Source organism: Mesorhizobium sp. WSM4849 (genome assembly GCF_055811385.1).
Window position 1 is genome coordinate 1 of sequence record NZ_JBVVPW010000004.1, and the last position, 15,660, is coordinate 15,660.

The following is a 15,660-nucleotide window of genomic DNA, read 5'->3' on the forward strand; positions in this document are numbered from 1 at the left end:
TCGCGCTTGCCGCCAAGCGCATGGCCGGTCCGGTCATCGCCGCGACGATGACGCGCATCGCCGCCTTTTCGCCGCTGTTGTTCTGGCCAGGCATCATCGGCGATTTCATGAAATACATGCCGATCACGCTGATCGTCACGCTCTCGGCCTCGATGCTCTATGCGCTGGTCTTTGCGCCGGCGCTGGGCGCCTTGTTCGCCAAGGCGCCGCCGCATCACGAGAATGACAATCGCGACGGCTGGTACATGGCTGTGGTCAAGCAGGCGGTGCGCTTTCCCATCACCGTGCTTCTACTGACCGTCGGCCTTTTGTTCGGTGTCGGTTTTGCCTATTCGAAATATGGCGCCGGCGTCGAGTTCTTCCCGAATGTCGAGCCTGACTACGGCCTGCTCTATGTGCACGCCCGCGGCAACCTTTCGCTCGCAGAAATGGATGCCGCCACAACGACCGCGGAAAACCGGCTTCTCGGCTGGCCGGGCGTGAAATCGGTCTATACCCGTGTCGGCAAGACGCAAGGCGGCGGCCAGGATATTCCGGAAGACGTGGTCGGCGTGATCCAGTACGAGTTCGTCGACTGGCGCGAGCGCAAATCGGCGAACGCGATCCTGGACGAATTGCGCGGCGTCATGGCCGGCATTCCCGGCGTCGACGTCGAGGTTCGCGTGCCCGAGGCCGGCCCGCCCACCGGCAAGCCGATCCAGATCAGGCTTTCGGCCGTCGACCCGGAAGGCCTCGACGACAATGCGCGCGCCGTCGCCGCGCGCATTGCCAAGGTGCCCGGCGTCATCGATATTTCCGACGGCCTGCCGCCGCCCGGCGTCGACTGGGCGCTCGACGTCGATCGCGCCAAAGCGGCACAATACGGCATCAGCCCGACCTCGGTCGGAACGGTGGTGCAACTGGTGACGAACGGGCTGAAGCTCAGTGAATACCGGCCAGCCGGTGCTGACGACGCCGTCGACATCAGGCTGCGTCTGCCCGAGGACCGGCGCACGCTGTCGACACTCGATGACCTCAGGGTGCAGACTTCGCAAGGGTCGGTGCCGATCTCGAATTTCGTCGTGCGCAAGCCCGAGCCGACCGTTGGTATCCTCAACCGCATCGACGGCGCGCGCACGGTGGTCGTCCAGGCCAATGTCGCCGCCGGCGAGCAGGTCGCTTTTGTCCAGCAGCAGGTCAGCCAGGCGGTCGCCGATATGGAGCTCGGCAGCGGCATACGCTGGAAGCTCGCCGGCTCGAACGAGGACAGCGCCGAGGCCAGCGCCTTCCTTAGCAAGGCCTTCGGTGCGGCGATCTTCCTGATCTTCCTGGTGCTTCTGATGCAGTTCAACAAGTTCACCAGCGTCTGGCTGGTGCTGTCCTGCGTGGTCATGGCGACGGTCGGCGTGTTCTTGGGATTGCTGTTGACTGGAGAGGCGTTCGGCATCGTCATGTCGGGCATCGGCGTCATCGCGCTGGCCGGTGTGGTGGTGAACAACAACATCGTGCTGATCGACACCTATGACCGGCTGCGCGAAGAAGGCTGGGACAAGATGGACGCGGTGCTGCAGACCTGCCGCGAACGCGCCCGCCCGGTCGTGCTGACGGCGGTGTCGGCGATTCTCGGCGTGCTGCCGATCGCTTTCGGCCTCGGTCTCGAAATCTTCCATCACGAGACGACGATCAACGCGCCGTCGACGCAATGGTGGATTTCACTGTCGTCGGCGATCGTCTTCGGCCTGTCCTTCGCCACCTTGCTGACGCTGGTGGTGACACCGTCGATGCTGATGGTGTTCACGCGTAGTAAGAACAGCCGCTTCTATGCATTCTTCCGTCGGGTGTTCCGGCGCGGCAAGACAGTCGGTGCGACTGTCGAGACCTCCGCAAGACCGGGCTCGCTTGACGAGCCGGCGTTCGCCTTCCCGAAGGCCGCCGAATAGGCCAACTTTGCTTGGAGTGCCGCGCGTATTTTGGTCGCGCAAAGAAAAGGCCGCCGGGAACAACCCAGCGGCCTTTTGCATTGTCCTGTCATGCGACACCTCAAAGCGGGGAGTTTCTCATGACGCTCAGCACCATTCTCGTCATCATTCTGATCCTCATTCTGATCGGCGCGGTGCCGGCATGGCCTCATTCGCGTTCCTGGGGTTATGGTCCATCCGGCATTGTTGGCGTCATCCTGATCGTACTGCTGGTGTTGCTGCTGATGGGCAGGATTTGACCCGGAGATTGGTGTGCACGAATGCTTCAGCGCTGCGCGTCCTTTTGGACTCACAGCGCTGTAGCATTTGATTTTGCGCATGGTCCTTTCCGAGCCTTCGGTTCGGATCCATGCGTTGGGTAATGGCCGCTTTCCGTTTCAGGCAGCTTTCGAAACGCCATCAATCGTGGCGACACCGATATCATCGAGAGCCGCTGCCACCGCCCTACCCAACGGCGTATGCGGGATCGTGCCGATGATGCCTTCCAGCCTTGCCGAGACCAACTGGTGTGGCTCGAAGCGGAGATAGGACATCGAGACGAGTTCGCGCCACATCGCCACGAACGGACTGCCGGCGCGCAGCACCCACCACGGCATCGAGGTCAGTTTCAGCGTGCGCCCGAGCGCCTTCTCCGCGGCCGCCTTGATCTCCAGATCGGTAACGGCGTGGCCGGGAAAGTTCAGCGCCTCGTAGGCGCCGAGCTTGGCGAGATTCTCAGTCAGTCCGACGAAAGCCTTGGCCATATCAGGCAGATAGGCCCATTCATGCACGAGATCGGCCGGCCCGGGGGCGGTATAGACGCCCTTGTCTATCTTGGCGGCCACGATCAGATCGAACCACGATCCGGTGCCGGTGCCGCCGAAGAAATCGCCGGCCCGCAGCAGAATGGTGCTTACTCGGCCTGCTTCGGCCTCGCGGCGAAAGAGGTCTTCCATGGCGACGCGGATGCGGCCCTTTTCTGTCGTCGGGTGGAATGGCGTGTCTTCGGTAATGACCGCCGGCATCGGCGAGCCGTAATTGTAAACGCTGCCGGGAGCGAGGTGCAATGCGTGGTTCGCCCGGCACGCGGCCATGACGTTCTCGGCCATCGGCAGGCACTTGCCCCAGTCGGTGTAGAGCGGGTTGAGGCCGTTGAAGATGATGTCGACGCCTTCGGTGGCGCGGATAAGCGCTTCGCGATCGAGCCCGTCGCCGGCGACGGCTGTGGCGCCGGTGAGTTCTACCGGTATCTTGCCGCTGCGGGTGATGGCGCGGACATCATAGCCGGCGTCGATGAAGGCCTTGGAAACCACGCGGCCGAGCCGGCCATTGGCACCCAGAATTGCGATCTTGGTCATGTTTCGTCTCCGTGTTTGCGTTACGGTCACAATATGATCCGCCCGCAAACGAATGGAAATTGACTGAATTTGGCGATGTGATATTCAGTTTTGAATGGAAATCGACTGGAACCTGATCAAGAGTTTCGTCACCGTGGCGGAAACCGGCAGCCTGTCCGCTGCCGCGCGCAAGCTGGCTGCAAGCCAGCCGACGCTCGGCCGCCATATCGTCGAGCTGGAGCAGGCGCTCGGCGTCACCCTATTCCGGCGCGGGCGGCGCGGCTACGCGCTGACGGAAGCCGGCAGCACGCTCTACGAACGCGGCCGGGCGGTGAGCGAGCAGGCAAGCGCCTTTTCGCTATTGGCGCTGGGATCGGTCGAGGCGATCGAGGGCACGGTGCGCATTGCCGCCAGCGAGGTGGTGGCTGCCTATGTCCTGCCCGAGATGACGGCGCGGCTGGCCGCTGAGGAACCCGGCATCGAGGTCGAGATCGTCGCGTCGAATCAGGTCGAGAACCTTTTGCGCCGTGATGCCGACATCGCCATCCGCATGGTCAAGCCGGCGCAGAACGAATTGGTGGCGCGCAAGGTGACCGACATTCCGCTCCGCGCCTGCGCGGCAAAATCCTATCTCGACCGGCGTGGCCGTCCGCGCGAGCCCGGCGATCTTGCCGGCCACGACCTGATCGGCTTCGACCGCAGCGATGAGATCATTCGCGGCTTTGCCCAGTTCGGCGTCCCGCTCACCCGCGATGCCTTCCGCTTCAGGACCGACAACCAAATCGTGCTTTGGGAGGCGGTGCGGGCGGGAAACGGCATCGGCTTCGGCCAGGAGCCGCTGGCCGATCGCGATCCGCTGGTGGAGACAGTGCTGCCGGGCCTCGCGCTGCCGACGCTGCCGGTATGGCTGGCCATGCACCGCGACGTGCGCACCAGCGTGCGCATCCGCCGTGTCGCGGATTTCCTCTATGAGGAGTTGAAGCGCTATTCGGCCGGTGCTGCGTCGGGCGCGAATTCGGCGCGGTGAGCGAGCCCGGCCATCAAAAATACGACGACCAGCAGCCCCGACAAAGCGACGAAGATCGGACTGAAGCTCAAGTGCTCGGCGATGAAGCCGATCGCCGACGGCGCCACCAGAATGCCGGAATAGCCCATCGTGGTGACGACGCTCATACCGGTGCCGGACGACATGCCTTCCTGGTTGCCGCCGGCCGAAAACAGGATCGGCACCATATTGGCGATGCCGAAGCCGCAAAGGGCAAAAGCTGAGATGGCGAGCCAGGGCGAAGGCGCTAGCCCCGCCACCAGCATGCCGGCGGCGGCGACAAGGGCCGAGACGCGCAACGTCGTTACGGCACCGAAACGGTTGCGGACCCCGTCACCAACGAAGCGCATGACGGCCATGACGCCGGAAAAAGCGGCGTATGCCAAACCAGCTACGGCGAGGTCGGTGCCGAGTTCCTGTTGCAGGTAAAGCGCCGCCCAGTCGAGCACCGCACCCTCGGAGATCATCGTCATCAGCGCCATCAGCCCGACGAGATAGACCAGCGGATTTCCAGGCAGCGCGAATTTGCGATGTCCGGTAATCCCCGATGATCCTTGGGGCGGCTTGCCCTCGGCGATCAGGTAGCGAACTGCCACAGCGATCACGGCAAAGGCAAGAGCCGTCACCACCGCCGCATGGGCGAGATGGCCGTAATTCTGGATGGCGAAGCCGCCGAGAGCGCCACCGGCGAAACCGCCAAGGCTCCAGAAGCCGTGCGAGGACGACATGATGGCGCGGGACAACCGCCGTTCCACCGTGACCGCATTGGCGTTCATGGCGACATCCATGCCGCCGATCGAAGCGCCGAAGATGAACATGGCGATGGCCGCCAGCGGCACGTTGGGGGCAAGCGCCACAACCAGCAGGCCGAAACTGCCGATGAGACCGAACCAGCGCAGCACGCTGCGCGAACCATGCCTGGAGAGCAGGTGGCCGCACCAGGTCATGGCCGTGACCGCGCCGGCGCCGAACAGCAGGATCAGCAGGCCGAGCGTAAACTTGCTGATATCCAGCCGGGTCAGGACCACCGGGATCTGCGGCGCCCAGGCGCCGGTCAGAAAACCATTGGCCAGGAAGATGGCCGCCACGGCCCATCGTCCGCGAATGGCGGTCTGCATGATTTTTAGCGTGTCCATCGTGTAGGAGTCCGGTGCGAAAATAACTTCGCGCGGCAAATTAGATCGATTCAATCTTCAGTCAAGCGCTCGCTCTTGGAAGTGCTTGGGCCAAGCGGCTCGCTTGAATCCGAGGTTGATGAGAGCCGATCGGGACAGGGTTTTTTGTTCGACCATGATCTTGTCCGAAAACCGGATTCCACTTTTCGGGATCGTGGTCTTAATGATCCCTGGGGCGTCTTGCCTCGAACTCCGCCTTCTTGGCATCGGAGGCCTCGGTCTGGTTGAGCGCCTGCCATTCGGCATAAGGCATGCCATAGATGATCTCGCGCGACTGGTCCTTGCTGAGATCGACGCCCTCGGCCTCCGCGGCGTCGCGATACCAGTTGGAGAGGCAGTTGCGGCAGAAGCCGGCGAGGTTCATCAGGTCGATGTTCTGCACGTCCGTGCGTTCGCGCAGATGCGCAACCAGCCGGCGGAAGGCGGCGGCTTCGAAATCGCGTTTTTGCTCGTCGCTGAGTTCGGTCATCGAAACCTCCTTACAACGGCCCGGTGCGCGAGCCGAATCGTTTGACCTGATGTATATCGGGACGGTGGTTGATCGCGTCAACGACCGGCGCCAGCCGTTCGGCCCAGGCGACCGCATCCTGCCGATCGGCGATCAGGTCCTGACGGATTTCGATCAGCGCATGGGCAAAGCCGTTGACGATGGCATGCCTGAACATGGTGTCGCCGCGCAATGCGCCGTCATAGGGCTCGTTGTCGCCAACGATAAGGCTTTTGTCCTCGGCGATCATGTCGATCAGCGGTCGCGCCACCCGGTCGTCGCGATCCCACAAGACACCAACATGCCAAGGGCGCACGAATCCCTGCATGAAAGGGGTGAAAGAATGTATCGACAGGATGAAGGGGGCGCTTGCGGAAGCCTGCGCCACCGAGGCGATCATGGCGCCGACGGCATCGTGATAGGGCCGATAGAAGCGGTCAAGCCGCCTTTCACGTTCTTTCAAGGCAAGTGGATAATTTCCCGAAATGACGGTACCGTCATAGAGCTGGCGGATCAGCGTCGGATCGTCTTCGCCGCGATTGGGATCGATCAGAAGCCGCGAAAAATTGGCGAGTACTGCCGGCACGCCGAGCAAAGCCGCCAATTCGCGCGTCGCCGTCTCGACACCGATGTCGTAGGCGATATGGCGGTCGAATTCCGCCGCCGGCAAGCCGAGGCTGCCATACTCTTCCGGCAGGTCGCGACGGGCGTGATCGGCCAAAAGCACCATGCCTCGCTTGCGGTCGCCTTCGACGACGTCGAAAGGCGCGAAAACTGTGGATCGGGTCATCGGCGGGAAATGGTCTGTTCGCTGGCTTCCAGGGAGGATGGTATCGTCTTTCCACGAAGGGGACGATTACGCAATGCCGTCGTTTGGCCACGGTTTCTGCGGAAATCTGGCAGAAGGCGACAGACCGTGCGCCGAAGCCTTTCTAAATCGATTGGAATTGGGCAAAAGGGCGCGTTGACATGCGCCCGGACTTTTCCGAAAAGGGGCATTGAGAGATGCAAATGTGGTTCTTGAGGGATTTCAGGATGGGTTCCGCCGGCAGGCCGCGCGTGCGCTATGCCTTCGCCATGCCGCTCCTGACCCTTGCTGTGGGCCTCGCCGCGATGCTTGCTGCCTCGCCGGCGCGCGCCGATTTCCGTGTCTGCAACGCCACGCAGAACCTGGTGGGCGTCGGCATCGGCTATCGCGCCAAGGCAGGCTGGATCACCGAAGGCTGGTGGCACATCGAAGGATCGAGCTGCAAGACGTTGATCGAAGGGCCGCTGTCATCAAGATTTTACTATCTTTATGCAGAAGACGCCGAGCGCGGCGGGCGCTGGGATGGCCCGATCAACATGTGCGTGGCTGAAAAAGAGTTCAAGATCGCCGGCGTTAGCGATTGCGTCGCCCGGGGCTTCCAGCGCGCCGGATTCCAGGAATATGACACGGGCGAGCAGGCAAGCTGGATGGTCCAGCTGACCGATGACCCCGCAACGGGGGGCGTTCCAGCCGCCCCGGGAACAAACAGTCAATGAGACGCAGCCGCAAGGTCAAGATACTCGCCACCATCGGGCCGGCCTCCTCCTCCGAGGACATGCTGAAGAAGCTCTTCGAAGCCGGCGCCGACGTGTTTCGCATCAATATGAGCCACACCGATCATGAATTGATGCACACACTTGTCGGTCGCATCCGCGCTGTCGAGAAAGCAGTCGGCCGGCCGATCGGTATTCTCGCCGACTTGCAGGGGCCCAAGCTACGCGTTGGCAAATTCGCCCGCGGCAAGGAGGCGCTGACACTCGGCCAGACTTTCACGCTCGACGACAATCCCGAGCCCGGCAATTCGACCAGGGTCTATTTGCCCCACCCCGAAATCCTGAGATCGGTCGAGGCCGGTGACCGCCTTTTGATCGACGACGGCAAGCTCGAGCTGAAGGCGGTGAAGAGCGACGGCAAGGCGATCGTCTGCACCGTCGTCGCCGGCACCAGCATCTCCGACAAGAAGGGCGTCAGCCTGCCCGACACCGACCTGCCGGTCGGCGCGCTGACCGAAAAGGACCGCAGGGATCTCGATGCGGTGCTGGCCACCGGCGTCGACTGGGTGGCGCTCTCGTTTGTCCAGCGGCCGGAGGATCTGGCGGAAGCGCGCAAGATCGCGCGCGGCCGGGCGCTCATCATGGCCAAGATCGAAAAGCCGCAGGCCGTCGCCCGGCTGGCCGAGATCATCGAACTTTCGGACGCACTGATGGTTGCCCGCGGCGATCTCGGCGTCGAAATGCCGCTCGAAGCCGTGCCCGGTATCCAGAAGCAGATCACCCGCGCCGCGCGCCGCGCCGGCAAGCCGGTGGTGATCGCCACGCAGATGCTGGAATCGATGATCACCGCGCCGGTGCCGACCCGCGCCGAGGTGTCGGACGTTTCGATCGCCGTGTTCGAAGGCGCCGACGCCATCATGCTCTCGGCGGAGTCCGCGGCCGGCGCCTACCCGGTCGAGGCGGTGGCGATGATGAACCGCATCGCCAGCAAGGTCGAAACCGACCCGACCTACGCCGGCATCATCAACGCGCAGCGTTCGGAGCCGGAAGCGACCGGCGCCGACGCCATCTCGCTTGCCGCCCGCGAAATTGCCGAGACGCTGAAACTGTCGGCGATCATCAGCTATACGGCGTCCGGCACGACCGGCCTGCGCGCCGCGCGCGAGCGGCCGCAGGTTCCGATCGTCGCACTGTCGCCGATCGTCAACACGGCGCGGCGGCTGTCGCTTTTGTGGGGCACGCATTGCGTCGTCTCGCCCGACGCCATCGACCTCGACGACATGGTCGACCGCGCCTGCCGCATCGCTTTGGACGAGGGGTTCGGCAAGCCGGGCGACCGGGTCATCATCACCGCCGGCGTGCCGCTGAGGACGCCGGGCTCCACCAACATGCTGCGCATCGCCTATGTCGGGTCGGAGGTGCAGGCCCGCCGCTAGGCCGCTGACACTGGGCGGATTCGCGGCAGCGAGAGGTCCTGTTCTCCGTGTCGCGACCATTGGAGCCACATGAGCAAAGACCATGCGGGCGTCTGGGCCCGCACGACGAGGGTCATCGAAGTCCAGCCCGAAGACCCCCTACGCGGCCTTCACGGATCCGACCGCGCTCGTCGCCTGGCTGCCGCCGGCAGAGATGACGGGCGTCATCCACGAATTTTGACGCGCTTCGGCGAGGACTCTAAATCGGCGCGAGTTCGGCTTCCGGCGCTTTGATGTCGGCGCATTTGCCGGCGCCGTTAGTGTCGTTGGCGACCCTGACCTCCACGGCCTTCGCCATTGCCTGAAGGTCCACCTCCTTGCCGGCGACCTTTTCGATCGCGCCGACGACGAGATCGGGCGCGATCCAGTCCGGCTTGTGGCCGAGATTGTGGACCCAGACCAGCTCGGCGCCGGCAATGTCGCGGACGAGGCCGACCGAATGGATCGTTGCATAGACCACCTTGTCGCGGTCGCCCGAGATGACCACAGTCGGCGCCTTGATATCGCGGTAGTGCGGCGCGGCATCGAGCGTGTAGCGATAGAGCCCGGCGACATCGGTGGCGTTGGCACGAAAGGCGTTCGGCCGAAGCACCAGCGGGATCGAGACCTCGGCGACATAGCCGTCCGGCACCTTGTTGGGGGCAAAGACGCAGGCGGTGGCGGTATTCATCTGCAGCGCTCCCGACGGATAGGCCAGCGTTTCGGAAAACAGCCGGCCGACGATCGGAATGGTCGTCAAATTGTAGTACCAGGCGGTCGCGCCGCCCGGCCAGGGATGGGTGGCGGGCGCCACGAACACTAGGCCGAGCGTCTTGTCGGGATGCTCGCGGCCGAAGGCGGTGGTCACCGAGCCGCCGAAGGAATGGCCGGCGATAATGGCTTTCCCGATGCCGAGGTGGTCCATCAGAGCTGCGATGGTGCTGGCCTGTGCCGATGGGGTCTCGTTGTTTCCGGGGCCGCGCCCCGACCAGCCTGCACCCGGGCGGTCCAAGAACAGCATCTCGGCACGGCCTTCCAGCAAGGGCCTCAGCGGCAGCATCTGATCTCTGAGATTGGCGCTGGCGCCGTGGATGAAGACGATCGGCGGCAGTTCGGCGTTTTTCCGCGCCGGAACGTGAACGTAGTGGATGCGGGCACCGTTTATATCCGCGAAGTCGCCGATCGGCGGATTGCGGCGCTCGATCAGCCATGAACCGGCGAGGGTGACACCTGCAAGGGTGAACACAAGCGCCATGAGGAAGACGAGCGCGGCGAAGATCAGGTTCATGGGGAGAGATACGGACCGGAGCGAAATTAGTTCACAGTCTAGCTAAAGCGACTTTCACTCAAGTGGAATTGTCCGCCAACCGGGAAATCAAATTCCTTCGCCGGCAAGTTCTTCCGAAAGCGTGCCGACTTGATCCTGGGCGCTGCGCATCATCGGATAGATGCCGAGCACGCGCTGCCAGGCTTCCAGCGCCGACTGCTTGTGGCCGGTTACGGCCATGATCTGCGCCAGGCCGGACAGTGCGCCAAAATGGCGCGGCTCGAGCTGCAACGTGCGGTCGATGTCAGACATCGATTTTCCAAAGTTATTCATCATGAAATGTACGGTGGCGCGCCGGTTCCAGCCCTCCGCATAGGCCGGTTGCAAGGTCACCACTTGATCGAGAAAATCGAGTGCCACGTCGAATTTCTTGTCTTCGATCGCCTTTTGCGACCATTGCATCATCAGGTCGATCGAGGCGCTGCCGGATTGCGACCACTCGTGCGAGATGCGCGCGGCGATGCGCTCAGCGGCCTTTTCATTGCGCTGGCGCTTCAGGTCGACGAACAGCTGGTCGAGCCTTGCCTCCCTAGTCGTGGCAACCGGAGGGGCGACCGCATCGTCCGCTTGGGTTGGAAGCGAGGCGGAACCGAAAAGAAAAAGCGCCGCGAAGAATGCAAAAAGAATCCGCATGGCCGAGAATCTAACCCCGGACAGCAGATCGTCAAACTGAATTTAGCGTGAAAGGGCCGGCAGGCCGGTATTAGAGCGCCACGCGTCCTTTTGGACGCGTAAAGGACGCTCTAACATTCTGAATTCCTCGCATCGTACTTTCCGAAAATCGATTCCGATTTTGGGTCGATGCGGTACATCATGCAGGCGCGGAGGCAGGCGCCTCCACGCGAAAGACTCAACCCTGACGCGCCTTGTAGCGCGGAGCGGTCTTGTTGATGATGTACACGCGGCCCTTGCGGCGAACCAGCTGGTTGTCGCGGTGACGCGCCTTGAGCGCCTTGAGCGAATTCTTGATCTTCATGGTCTTGCCCGTCGGTCTGGGCCCGCTTGGGCCGAATTATTAAGGCGCGCTCGGAAAGCGCGCCTCTCAACTTGTGCGTGGCTCATAAACGAGGAGCCTTGTCCGTGTCAACCGCAAGCGTGCTTCATAGATGAAGCCAGCGTGGCGGAGTTTGGTTTCCTGCTCGACCGACGGCGTTAGAGCGGTGCCGTCCTATAGCCTCAACGGTGACGGCTCATTCGCGTAAAATGGCCCATCTTGCGGCCGGGGCGCGCTTCGGCCTTGCCGTAGAGATGCAGCATCAGATCGGGCTCGGCGAGCAGGGCTGGAACACGCAGGATATCGTCGCCGATCAGGTTTTCCATGACACAGTCGAAATGGCGGCCGGGATTTCCCAAGGGCAGGCCGGCGACGGCGCGAATGTGCTGCTCGAACTGCGAGACGATGCAGGCGGCCTCAGTCCAGTGGCCGGAATTGTGGACGCGCGGCGCGATCTCATTGGCCAGCAGCGCGCCGTCGGTAAGGACAAAGAACTCGATACCGATGACGCCGACATAATCGAGCGCCGCAAGTATCTTTGCCGCCGCCGCCTGCGCTGCAGCGGCGGTTTCGGACTCTATCCTGGCCGGCAGGGTCGAGCTGTGCAGGATGCCGTTGCGGTGGACGTTTTCTGCCGGATCGTAGGCGGCGAGCGAACCGTCCATGCCGCGCGCCGCGATCACCGAAATCTCGCGTTCGAAGGCGACGAAGGATTCGAGGATCAGCGGCACGTTGCCCATCGCCTCGCAGGTGCCGGCAAAGCCGCCTGTTTCCATGTTGCGGAAGACGCGCTGACCCTTGCCGTCATAGCCCATGCGCCGCGTCTTCAATATGCCGCTGCCGTCGAACTTTTTCAGCGCCGCCGTCAATTCGTCGTCATTGTCGACGGGACAAAAATCCGCAGTGGGAACGCCGATGCCGTTGAGGAATTTCTTCTCCGCCACCCGGTCCTGCGCCACTTCCAGCGCGCGCGCCGGCGGATAGACCGGGACCGTGACGGCAAGCGCGCTGGCAGCCATCACCGGCACGTTCTCGAACTCGTAGGTGACGACGGCGCTGACTGCAGCCAGTTCGGCGAGCGCAGCCGTGTCGTCGTAGGCGGCGGTGATCTGCCGGTTTGCGACCTGTGCCGCCGGGCAATCCGGCTGCGGTTCCAGCACGACTATGCGGTAGCCGAGGCGGGCCGCGGCCATGGCCAGCATGCGGCCGAGCTGGCCGCCGCCGACGATGCCGATGGTCGATCCCGCGGGCAGGCTCATGGCGTGTCCGTGGGCTCGGCAGCGACCCTGGCGGTCTGGGCGGCGCGCCAGGCATCGAGCCGGGCAGCGAGCTTTTCGTCGGTCAGCGCCAGCACCGCCGCGGCCAGAAGGGCGGCATTGGTGGCGCCCGCCTTGCCGATGGCCAGCGTGCCGACCGGAATACCGGCCGGCATCTGCACGATGGAGAGCAGCGAGTCCTGTCCGGAAAGCGCCTTCGATTCTACCGGCACGCCAAAAACCGGGAGCGGCGTCATCGCCGCCGTCATGCCGGGCAGGTGCGCCGCACCGCCGGCGCCGGCGATGATCACCCGAAAACCGGCGGCCTTGGCGCCCTTGGCAAAATCATAGAGCCGGTCGGGAGTGCGATGAGCCGAGACGATCAGCCGCTTGTGCGGAATGCCCAGTGCCTCCAGCGTTTCGGCGGCGTGGCGCATCGTCGCCCAGTCGGACTGGCTGCCCATGATGACGGCGACGTCGGCGCGGTGATCGTCCAAGCTTCTGCTCCCGGCGGCAAAGGCGCGCATTAGCGGAATTCGGGATCGACGGCAAGGATGTGGTGCCTCCGCGCAGCATTCGGGCGCGAGGCACCATCATTACCTAATCCGGCCAGCGCAAGGCGCCGGCGCTATCCTTGCGGGCGGACTTCATCGCATCCGCCGGACGCTCGGCCGCGCTCAACACGGCCCGCAGGCGTTCGGCGACGATCTCCGCCTCGCCAGGATGAAGATTGCACGGGTCGAGGAAGAAGTGACCGCGCTCGACCTCGTGGTTGCGGACGATAATAGGGGGCGAACCGGCCGCCAGCGCCGAGGCAAGGCCGGCGGCGGTGAACCTGCTTTCGGGCGTAACAAACACCTGCAGGCGGTCGAGCGGATTGCCGGTCGGATCGGGAATGATATGCGCAGCGATACCGGGCGGGCCCTGCAATGCGTCCTTCCACAGATGCAGAGCGGCTTCTTCCCGCTTGCGGATGCCGGCATGGTCGCGCCGCTCCCAGGCTTCCAGCGCGGCCATGGTTCCGGCGATGCTTTCCTTGCCGACCTTCATCGCCCGCGCAACGCCACGATTCTGCAGATAGGCGGCCCGCACCAGATCCTTGCGCCCCGTCACGATGCCGCTTGTCGGTCCGCTGAGGAATTTGTGCCCACTATAGACGACGATGTCGGCGCCGCGTGCGAGAAAGCCGCGCAGGTCGTATTCGGAGGCGGCGTCGACGATCACCGGGACACCCCTGGCGTGGCAGATTTCGCAGAATTCCTCGAGCGAAAGCATGCCGTATTGCACCGTGTGATGCGCAACGACGTAGAGGCCGGCCGCGGTGCGGTCGCGGATCGCGTCGCGCACATGATAATCCTGCGTCACGCTGACCGTGCCGGCCGGTATGGTCCTGGCCCCGGCAAGCCGGATCGACTGGTCGATCGGCGCGCCGTAATTGACGATGTGGCCGAGCTGGACGATGACCTCCGACTTGAGGCCCTCGGTGTCGTCCGGCAGCCGCTCGATCGCGAGAAGGTTGGTGCCGGTCATCGTGCCCGCAATCGCCATGGTGATGCCGCTGGCGCAGCAAGCCGTGATGAAGCCGGCCTCGCCTCCTGTGAGGCGCGCGACGACCGTGCTTGCGGCGCGTTGCAGATCGTCCATTTCCACCCATTGCGAAGCGATCTCCGACATCGCGGCGATCGCTTCCGGGACGATGATCGAGGCGCCGAGCGCCGTCATCGTGCCGGAAACATTGATGATCGGGCGAAGGCCGAGCCGTTCGCGGATTGTCGTGTTGGAGCCGTTTGCGGAATAGTTTTTCATCTCGAGAGATCCCATTGGTAGATGTCAGGCAGCGATCTCGACGACCGCCTCGATTTCGACCGTAATGTTTCCCGGCAAGGAACCGACACCGATCGCCGAGCGGGCGTGCCCGCCGATACTATCGAAGACTTCGGCGAAAAGATCGGAACAGCCATTCACCACCTGCGGATGGTCGCTGAAGGTCGGGATGGCGTTGACGAAGCCAAGCAGCTTGACGACGCGCACGATACGGCCGAGGTCGCCTGCCGCGGCGTGCATGACGGCGAGCAGGTTCAGGCCGGTGAGACGGGCATGCTTATAGGCCTCTTCAACCGTGACGTCCTCGCCCACCTTGCCGGTGCAAAGCGTGCCATCGGCGCGCAGCGGCCCTTGGCCGGAGAGGAAGATCAGCCGCCCGCTTTCGGCGTGGGTGACGAAATTGGCGATCGGCGTCGGCGGCTCGGGCAGCGTCAGGCCCAATTCGGCGAGCCGGATGTAAGGCGTCATGAAAAGGCTCCTTGCGACAGCTTTCGCCGCCCGGTGTCAGAAATGCGAGGCACGAAACCGCGCCAGGAAGCTGCGAAGACGCTCATTGTCGATCTCGGTGCCCAGAATCTCGGCAGGCGGGCCCGCGGCGCTGACACCGCCATCCGCCATGAAGACAATGCGGCTCGACGCGTCGCGCGCAAAGGCCATCTCGTGCGTGACCATCACCATCGTCATGCCGTCCTCGGCCAGGCTGCGCACGACCTCGAGCACCTCGCCGACGAGTTCCGGGTCGAGCGCGGACGTTATCTCGTCGAGCAGCAGAATTTTCGGCTCCATCGCCACCGCCCGGGCGATGCCGACGCGCTGCTGCTGGCCACCGGAAAGCTCGGCGGGCAGGCTGTCGGCCTTGTGGGCAAGTCCGACCCGGCCCAGCCAGTGCTCGGCAATGGCACGGGCTTCGGTACTGCTCTTGCCGCGCACCTTGCGCAGGCCAAGCATGATGTTGCCGGCCGCCGTTAGATGCGGAAACAGGTTGAAACTCTGGAACACCATTCCGGTCTCGGCGCGCATCTTCGCCAGGTCGCGCTCGCTGCGGCGCTGGCGTGTTCCCGTGTCGCGGAAGCCGACCTCCTTGCCGTCGATGCGGATAGAGCCGCTGTCGTAGCTCTCCAGGAAGTTGACGCAGCGCAGCAGCGTGGTCTTGCCGCTGCCGGAAGGTCCGATGACAGTCACCACTTCGCCGCGTGTCACCTGCAGGCTGACGGAGCGCAGGACCTCGACGGATCCAAAGGATTTGGACACGTCGGAGACGTCGAGAAGCGCCGGATTGGCGGGCGGGGAGATGGACATCTTG

Annotated in this window: 17 protein-coding genes; 5 read left to right on the forward strand and 12 right to left on the reverse strand. The window is 63.7% G+C overall.

Translation table 11 applies throughout. From position 1 onward, the window contains the following. The coding region (locus AC0L3L_RS05025) for an efflux RND transporter permease subunit (RefSeq protein ID WP_473636787.1) at positions 1–1,919 on the forward strand (1,919 nt) is incomplete at its 5' end. A gap of 119 nt (positions 1,920–2,038) precedes the next feature. Continuing rightward, positions 2,039–2,197, forward strand: a complete 159-nt coding sequence (locus AC0L3L_RS05030) for a DUF3309 family protein (RefSeq protein WP_036267059.1) — start codon at positions 2,039–2,041, stop codon at positions 2,195–2,197. Positions 2,198–2,335: 138 nt separating this feature from the next. On the opposite strand, the gene AC0L3L_RS05035 is transcribed toward AC0L3L_RS05030, so the two are convergent. Beyond that, complete coding sequence (locus AC0L3L_RS05035) at positions 2,336–3,295, reverse strand: NAD-dependent epimerase/dehydratase family protein (RefSeq protein ID WP_473636788.1); 960 nt, start codon at positions 3,293–3,295, stop codon at positions 2,336–2,338. A 94-nt stretch (positions 3,296–3,389) separates the two neighbouring features. Between AC0L3L_RS05035 and AC0L3L_RS05040 the strand changes: the two genes are divergently transcribed. Then, complete coding sequence (locus AC0L3L_RS05040; RefSeq protein WP_473636789.1) at positions 3,390–4,301, forward strand: LysR family transcriptional regulator; 912 nt, start codon at positions 3,390–3,392, stop codon at positions 4,299–4,301. On the opposite strand, the gene AC0L3L_RS05045 is transcribed toward AC0L3L_RS05040, so the two are convergent. The 3 genes from AC0L3L_RS05045 to AC0L3L_RS05055 all read right to left on the reverse strand — a co-directional run bounded on the left by AC0L3L_RS05045 (position 4,259) and on the right by AC0L3L_RS05055 (position 6,771). Beyond that, a complete protein-coding gene (locus tag AC0L3L_RS05045; RefSeq protein ID WP_473636790.1) occupies positions 4,259–5,455 on the reverse strand; it encodes an MFS transporter in 1,197 nt (398 codons plus the stop codon). The genes AC0L3L_RS05040 and AC0L3L_RS05045 overlap by 43 nt on opposite strands. 199 nt (positions 5,456–5,654) lie before the next feature. After that, on the reverse strand, positions 5,655–5,963 hold the full coding sequence (locus AC0L3L_RS05050; protein ID WP_192360898.1) for a DUF1244 domain-containing protein: 309 nt from the start codon (positions 5,961–5,963) through the stop codon (positions 5,655–5,657). A 10-nt stretch (positions 5,964–5,973) separates the two neighbouring features. Further along, complete coding sequence (locus tag AC0L3L_RS05055) at positions 5,974–6,771, reverse strand: N-formylglutamate amidohydrolase (RefSeq protein ID WP_473486984.1); 798 nt, start codon at positions 6,769–6,771, stop codon at positions 5,974–5,976. A 287-nt stretch (positions 6,772–7,058) separates the two neighbouring features. Between AC0L3L_RS05055 and AC0L3L_RS05060 the strand changes: the two genes are divergently transcribed. Further along, positions 7,059–7,505, forward strand: a complete 447-nt coding sequence (locus tag AC0L3L_RS05060) for a DUF1036 domain-containing protein (RefSeq protein WP_292187291.1) — start codon at positions 7,059–7,061, stop codon at positions 7,503–7,505. Beyond that, positions 7,502–8,938 (forward strand): pyruvate kinase, encoded by a 1,437-nt coding sequence (pyk, locus tag AC0L3L_RS05065; RefSeq protein ID WP_473636791.1) that lies wholly within the window; start codon positions 7,502–7,504, stop codon positions 8,936–8,938. The genes AC0L3L_RS05060 and pyk overlap by 4 nt, the downstream gene beginning before the upstream one ends. Before the next feature lie 238 nt (positions 8,939–9,176). Here pyk and AC0L3L_RS05070 read toward each other — a convergent pair whose 3' ends face one another. The 8 genes from AC0L3L_RS05070 to AC0L3L_RS05105 all read right to left on the reverse strand — a co-directional run bounded on the left by AC0L3L_RS05070 (position 9,177) and on the right by AC0L3L_RS05105 (position 15,656). Further along, a complete protein-coding gene (locus AC0L3L_RS05070) occupies positions 9,177–10,244 on the reverse strand; it encodes an alpha/beta fold hydrolase (RefSeq protein WP_473525643.1) in 1,068 nt (355 codons plus the stop codon). An 87-nt stretch (positions 10,245–10,331) separates the two neighbouring features. Beyond that, complete coding sequence (locus AC0L3L_RS05075) at positions 10,332–10,916, reverse strand: tetratricopeptide repeat protein (RefSeq protein ID WP_473486981.1); 585 nt, start codon at positions 10,914–10,916, stop codon at positions 10,332–10,334. Between the two features lie 217 nt (positions 10,917–11,133). Further along, the gene (gene ykgO, locus AC0L3L_RS05080) at positions 11,134–11,259 is read right to left on the reverse strand and encodes a type B 50S ribosomal protein L36 (protein ID WP_006327841.1); all 126 of its coding nucleotides are present in this window, start codon (positions 11,257–11,259) and stop codon (positions 11,134–11,136) included. Positions 11,260–11,459: 200 nt separating this feature from the next. Further along, positions 11,460–12,536, reverse strand: a complete 1,077-nt coding sequence (locus tag AC0L3L_RS05085; protein WP_473636792.1) for a 5-(carboxyamino)imidazole ribonucleotide synthase — start codon at positions 12,534–12,536, stop codon at positions 11,460–11,462. Further along, positions 12,533–13,030, reverse strand: coding sequence for a 5-(carboxyamino)imidazole ribonucleotide mutase (gene purE / locus AC0L3L_RS05090; protein ID WP_123150292.1), 498 nt, complete (start codon positions 13,028–13,030; stop codon positions 12,533–12,535). Before purE ends, AC0L3L_RS05085 begins: the two co-directional genes overlap by 4 nt. Before the next feature lie 103 nt (positions 13,031–13,133). Further along, entirely contained in the window at positions 13,134–14,339 is a 1,206-nt protein-coding gene (locus AC0L3L_RS05095; RefSeq protein WP_473525641.1) for an aminotransferase class V-fold PLP-dependent enzyme, read from the reverse strand. A gap of 24 nt (positions 14,340–14,363) precedes the next feature. Further along, the gene (locus tag AC0L3L_RS05100; protein WP_123150178.1) at positions 14,364–14,825 is read right to left on the reverse strand and encodes a RidA family protein; all 462 of its coding nucleotides are present in this window, start codon (positions 14,823–14,825) and stop codon (positions 14,364–14,366) included. A 36-nt stretch (positions 14,826–14,861) separates the two neighbouring features. After that, positions 14,862–15,656, reverse strand: a complete 795-nt coding sequence (locus AC0L3L_RS05105; RefSeq protein WP_473525640.1) for an amino acid ABC transporter ATP-binding protein — start codon at positions 15,654–15,656, stop codon at positions 14,862–14,864. Positions 15,657–15,660: the final 4 nt, after the last annotated feature.

Coding starts and splice junctions, on each gene's coding strand:
- AC0L3L_RS05030 (WP_036267059.1), top strand. CDS start 2,039: ATGACGCTCAGCACCATTCTCGTCATCATTCTGATCCTCATTCTGATC.
- AC0L3L_RS05035 (WP_473636788.1), bottom strand. CDS start 3,295: ATGACCAAGATCGCAATTCTGGGTGCCAATGGCCGGCTCGGCCGCGTG.
- AC0L3L_RS05040 (WP_473636789.1), top strand. CDS start 3,390: ATGGAAATCGACTGGAACCTGATCAAGAGTTTCGTCACCGTGGCGGAA.
- AC0L3L_RS05045 (WP_473636790.1), bottom strand. CDS start 5,455: ATGGACACGCTAAAAATCATGCAGACCGCCATTCGCGGACGATGGGCC.
- AC0L3L_RS05050 (WP_192360898.1), bottom strand. CDS start 5,963: ATGACCGAACTCAGCGACGAGCAAAAACGCGATTTCGAAGCCGCCGCC.
- AC0L3L_RS05055 (WP_473486984.1), bottom strand. CDS start 6,771: ATGACCCGATCCACAGTTTTCGCGCCTTTCGACGTCGTCGAAGGCGAC.
- AC0L3L_RS05060 (WP_292187291.1), top strand. CDS start 7,059: ATGCCGCTCCTGACCCTTGCTGTGGGCCTCGCCGCGATGCTTGCTGCC.
- pyk (WP_473636791.1), top strand. CDS start 7,502: ATGAGACGCAGCCGCAAGGTCAAGATACTCGCCACCATCGGGCCGGCC.
- AC0L3L_RS05070 (WP_473525643.1), bottom strand. CDS start 10,244: ATGAACCTGATCTTCGCCGCGCTCGTCTTCCTCATGGCGCTTGTGTTC.
- AC0L3L_RS05075 (WP_473486981.1), bottom strand. CDS start 10,916: ATGCGGATTCTTTTTGCATTCTTCGCGGCGCTTTTTCTTTTCGGTTCC.
- ykgO (WP_006327841.1), bottom strand. CDS start 11,259: ATGAAGATCAAGAATTCGCTCAAGGCGCTCAAGGCGCGTCACCGCGAC.
- AC0L3L_RS05085 (WP_473636792.1), bottom strand. CDS start 12,536: ATGAGCCTGCCCGCGGGATCGACCATCGGCATCGTCGGCGGCGGCCAG.
- AC0L3L_RS05095 (WP_473525641.1), bottom strand. CDS start 14,339: ATGAAAAACTATTCCGCAAACGGCTCCAACACGACAATCCGCGAACGG.
- AC0L3L_RS05100 (WP_123150178.1), bottom strand. CDS start 14,825: ATGACGCCTTACATCCGGCTCGCCGAATTGGGCCTGACGCTGCCCGAG.
- AC0L3L_RS05105 (WP_473525640.1), bottom strand. CDS start 15,656: ATGTCCATCTCCCCGCCCGCCAATCCGGCGCTTCTCGACGTCTCCGAC.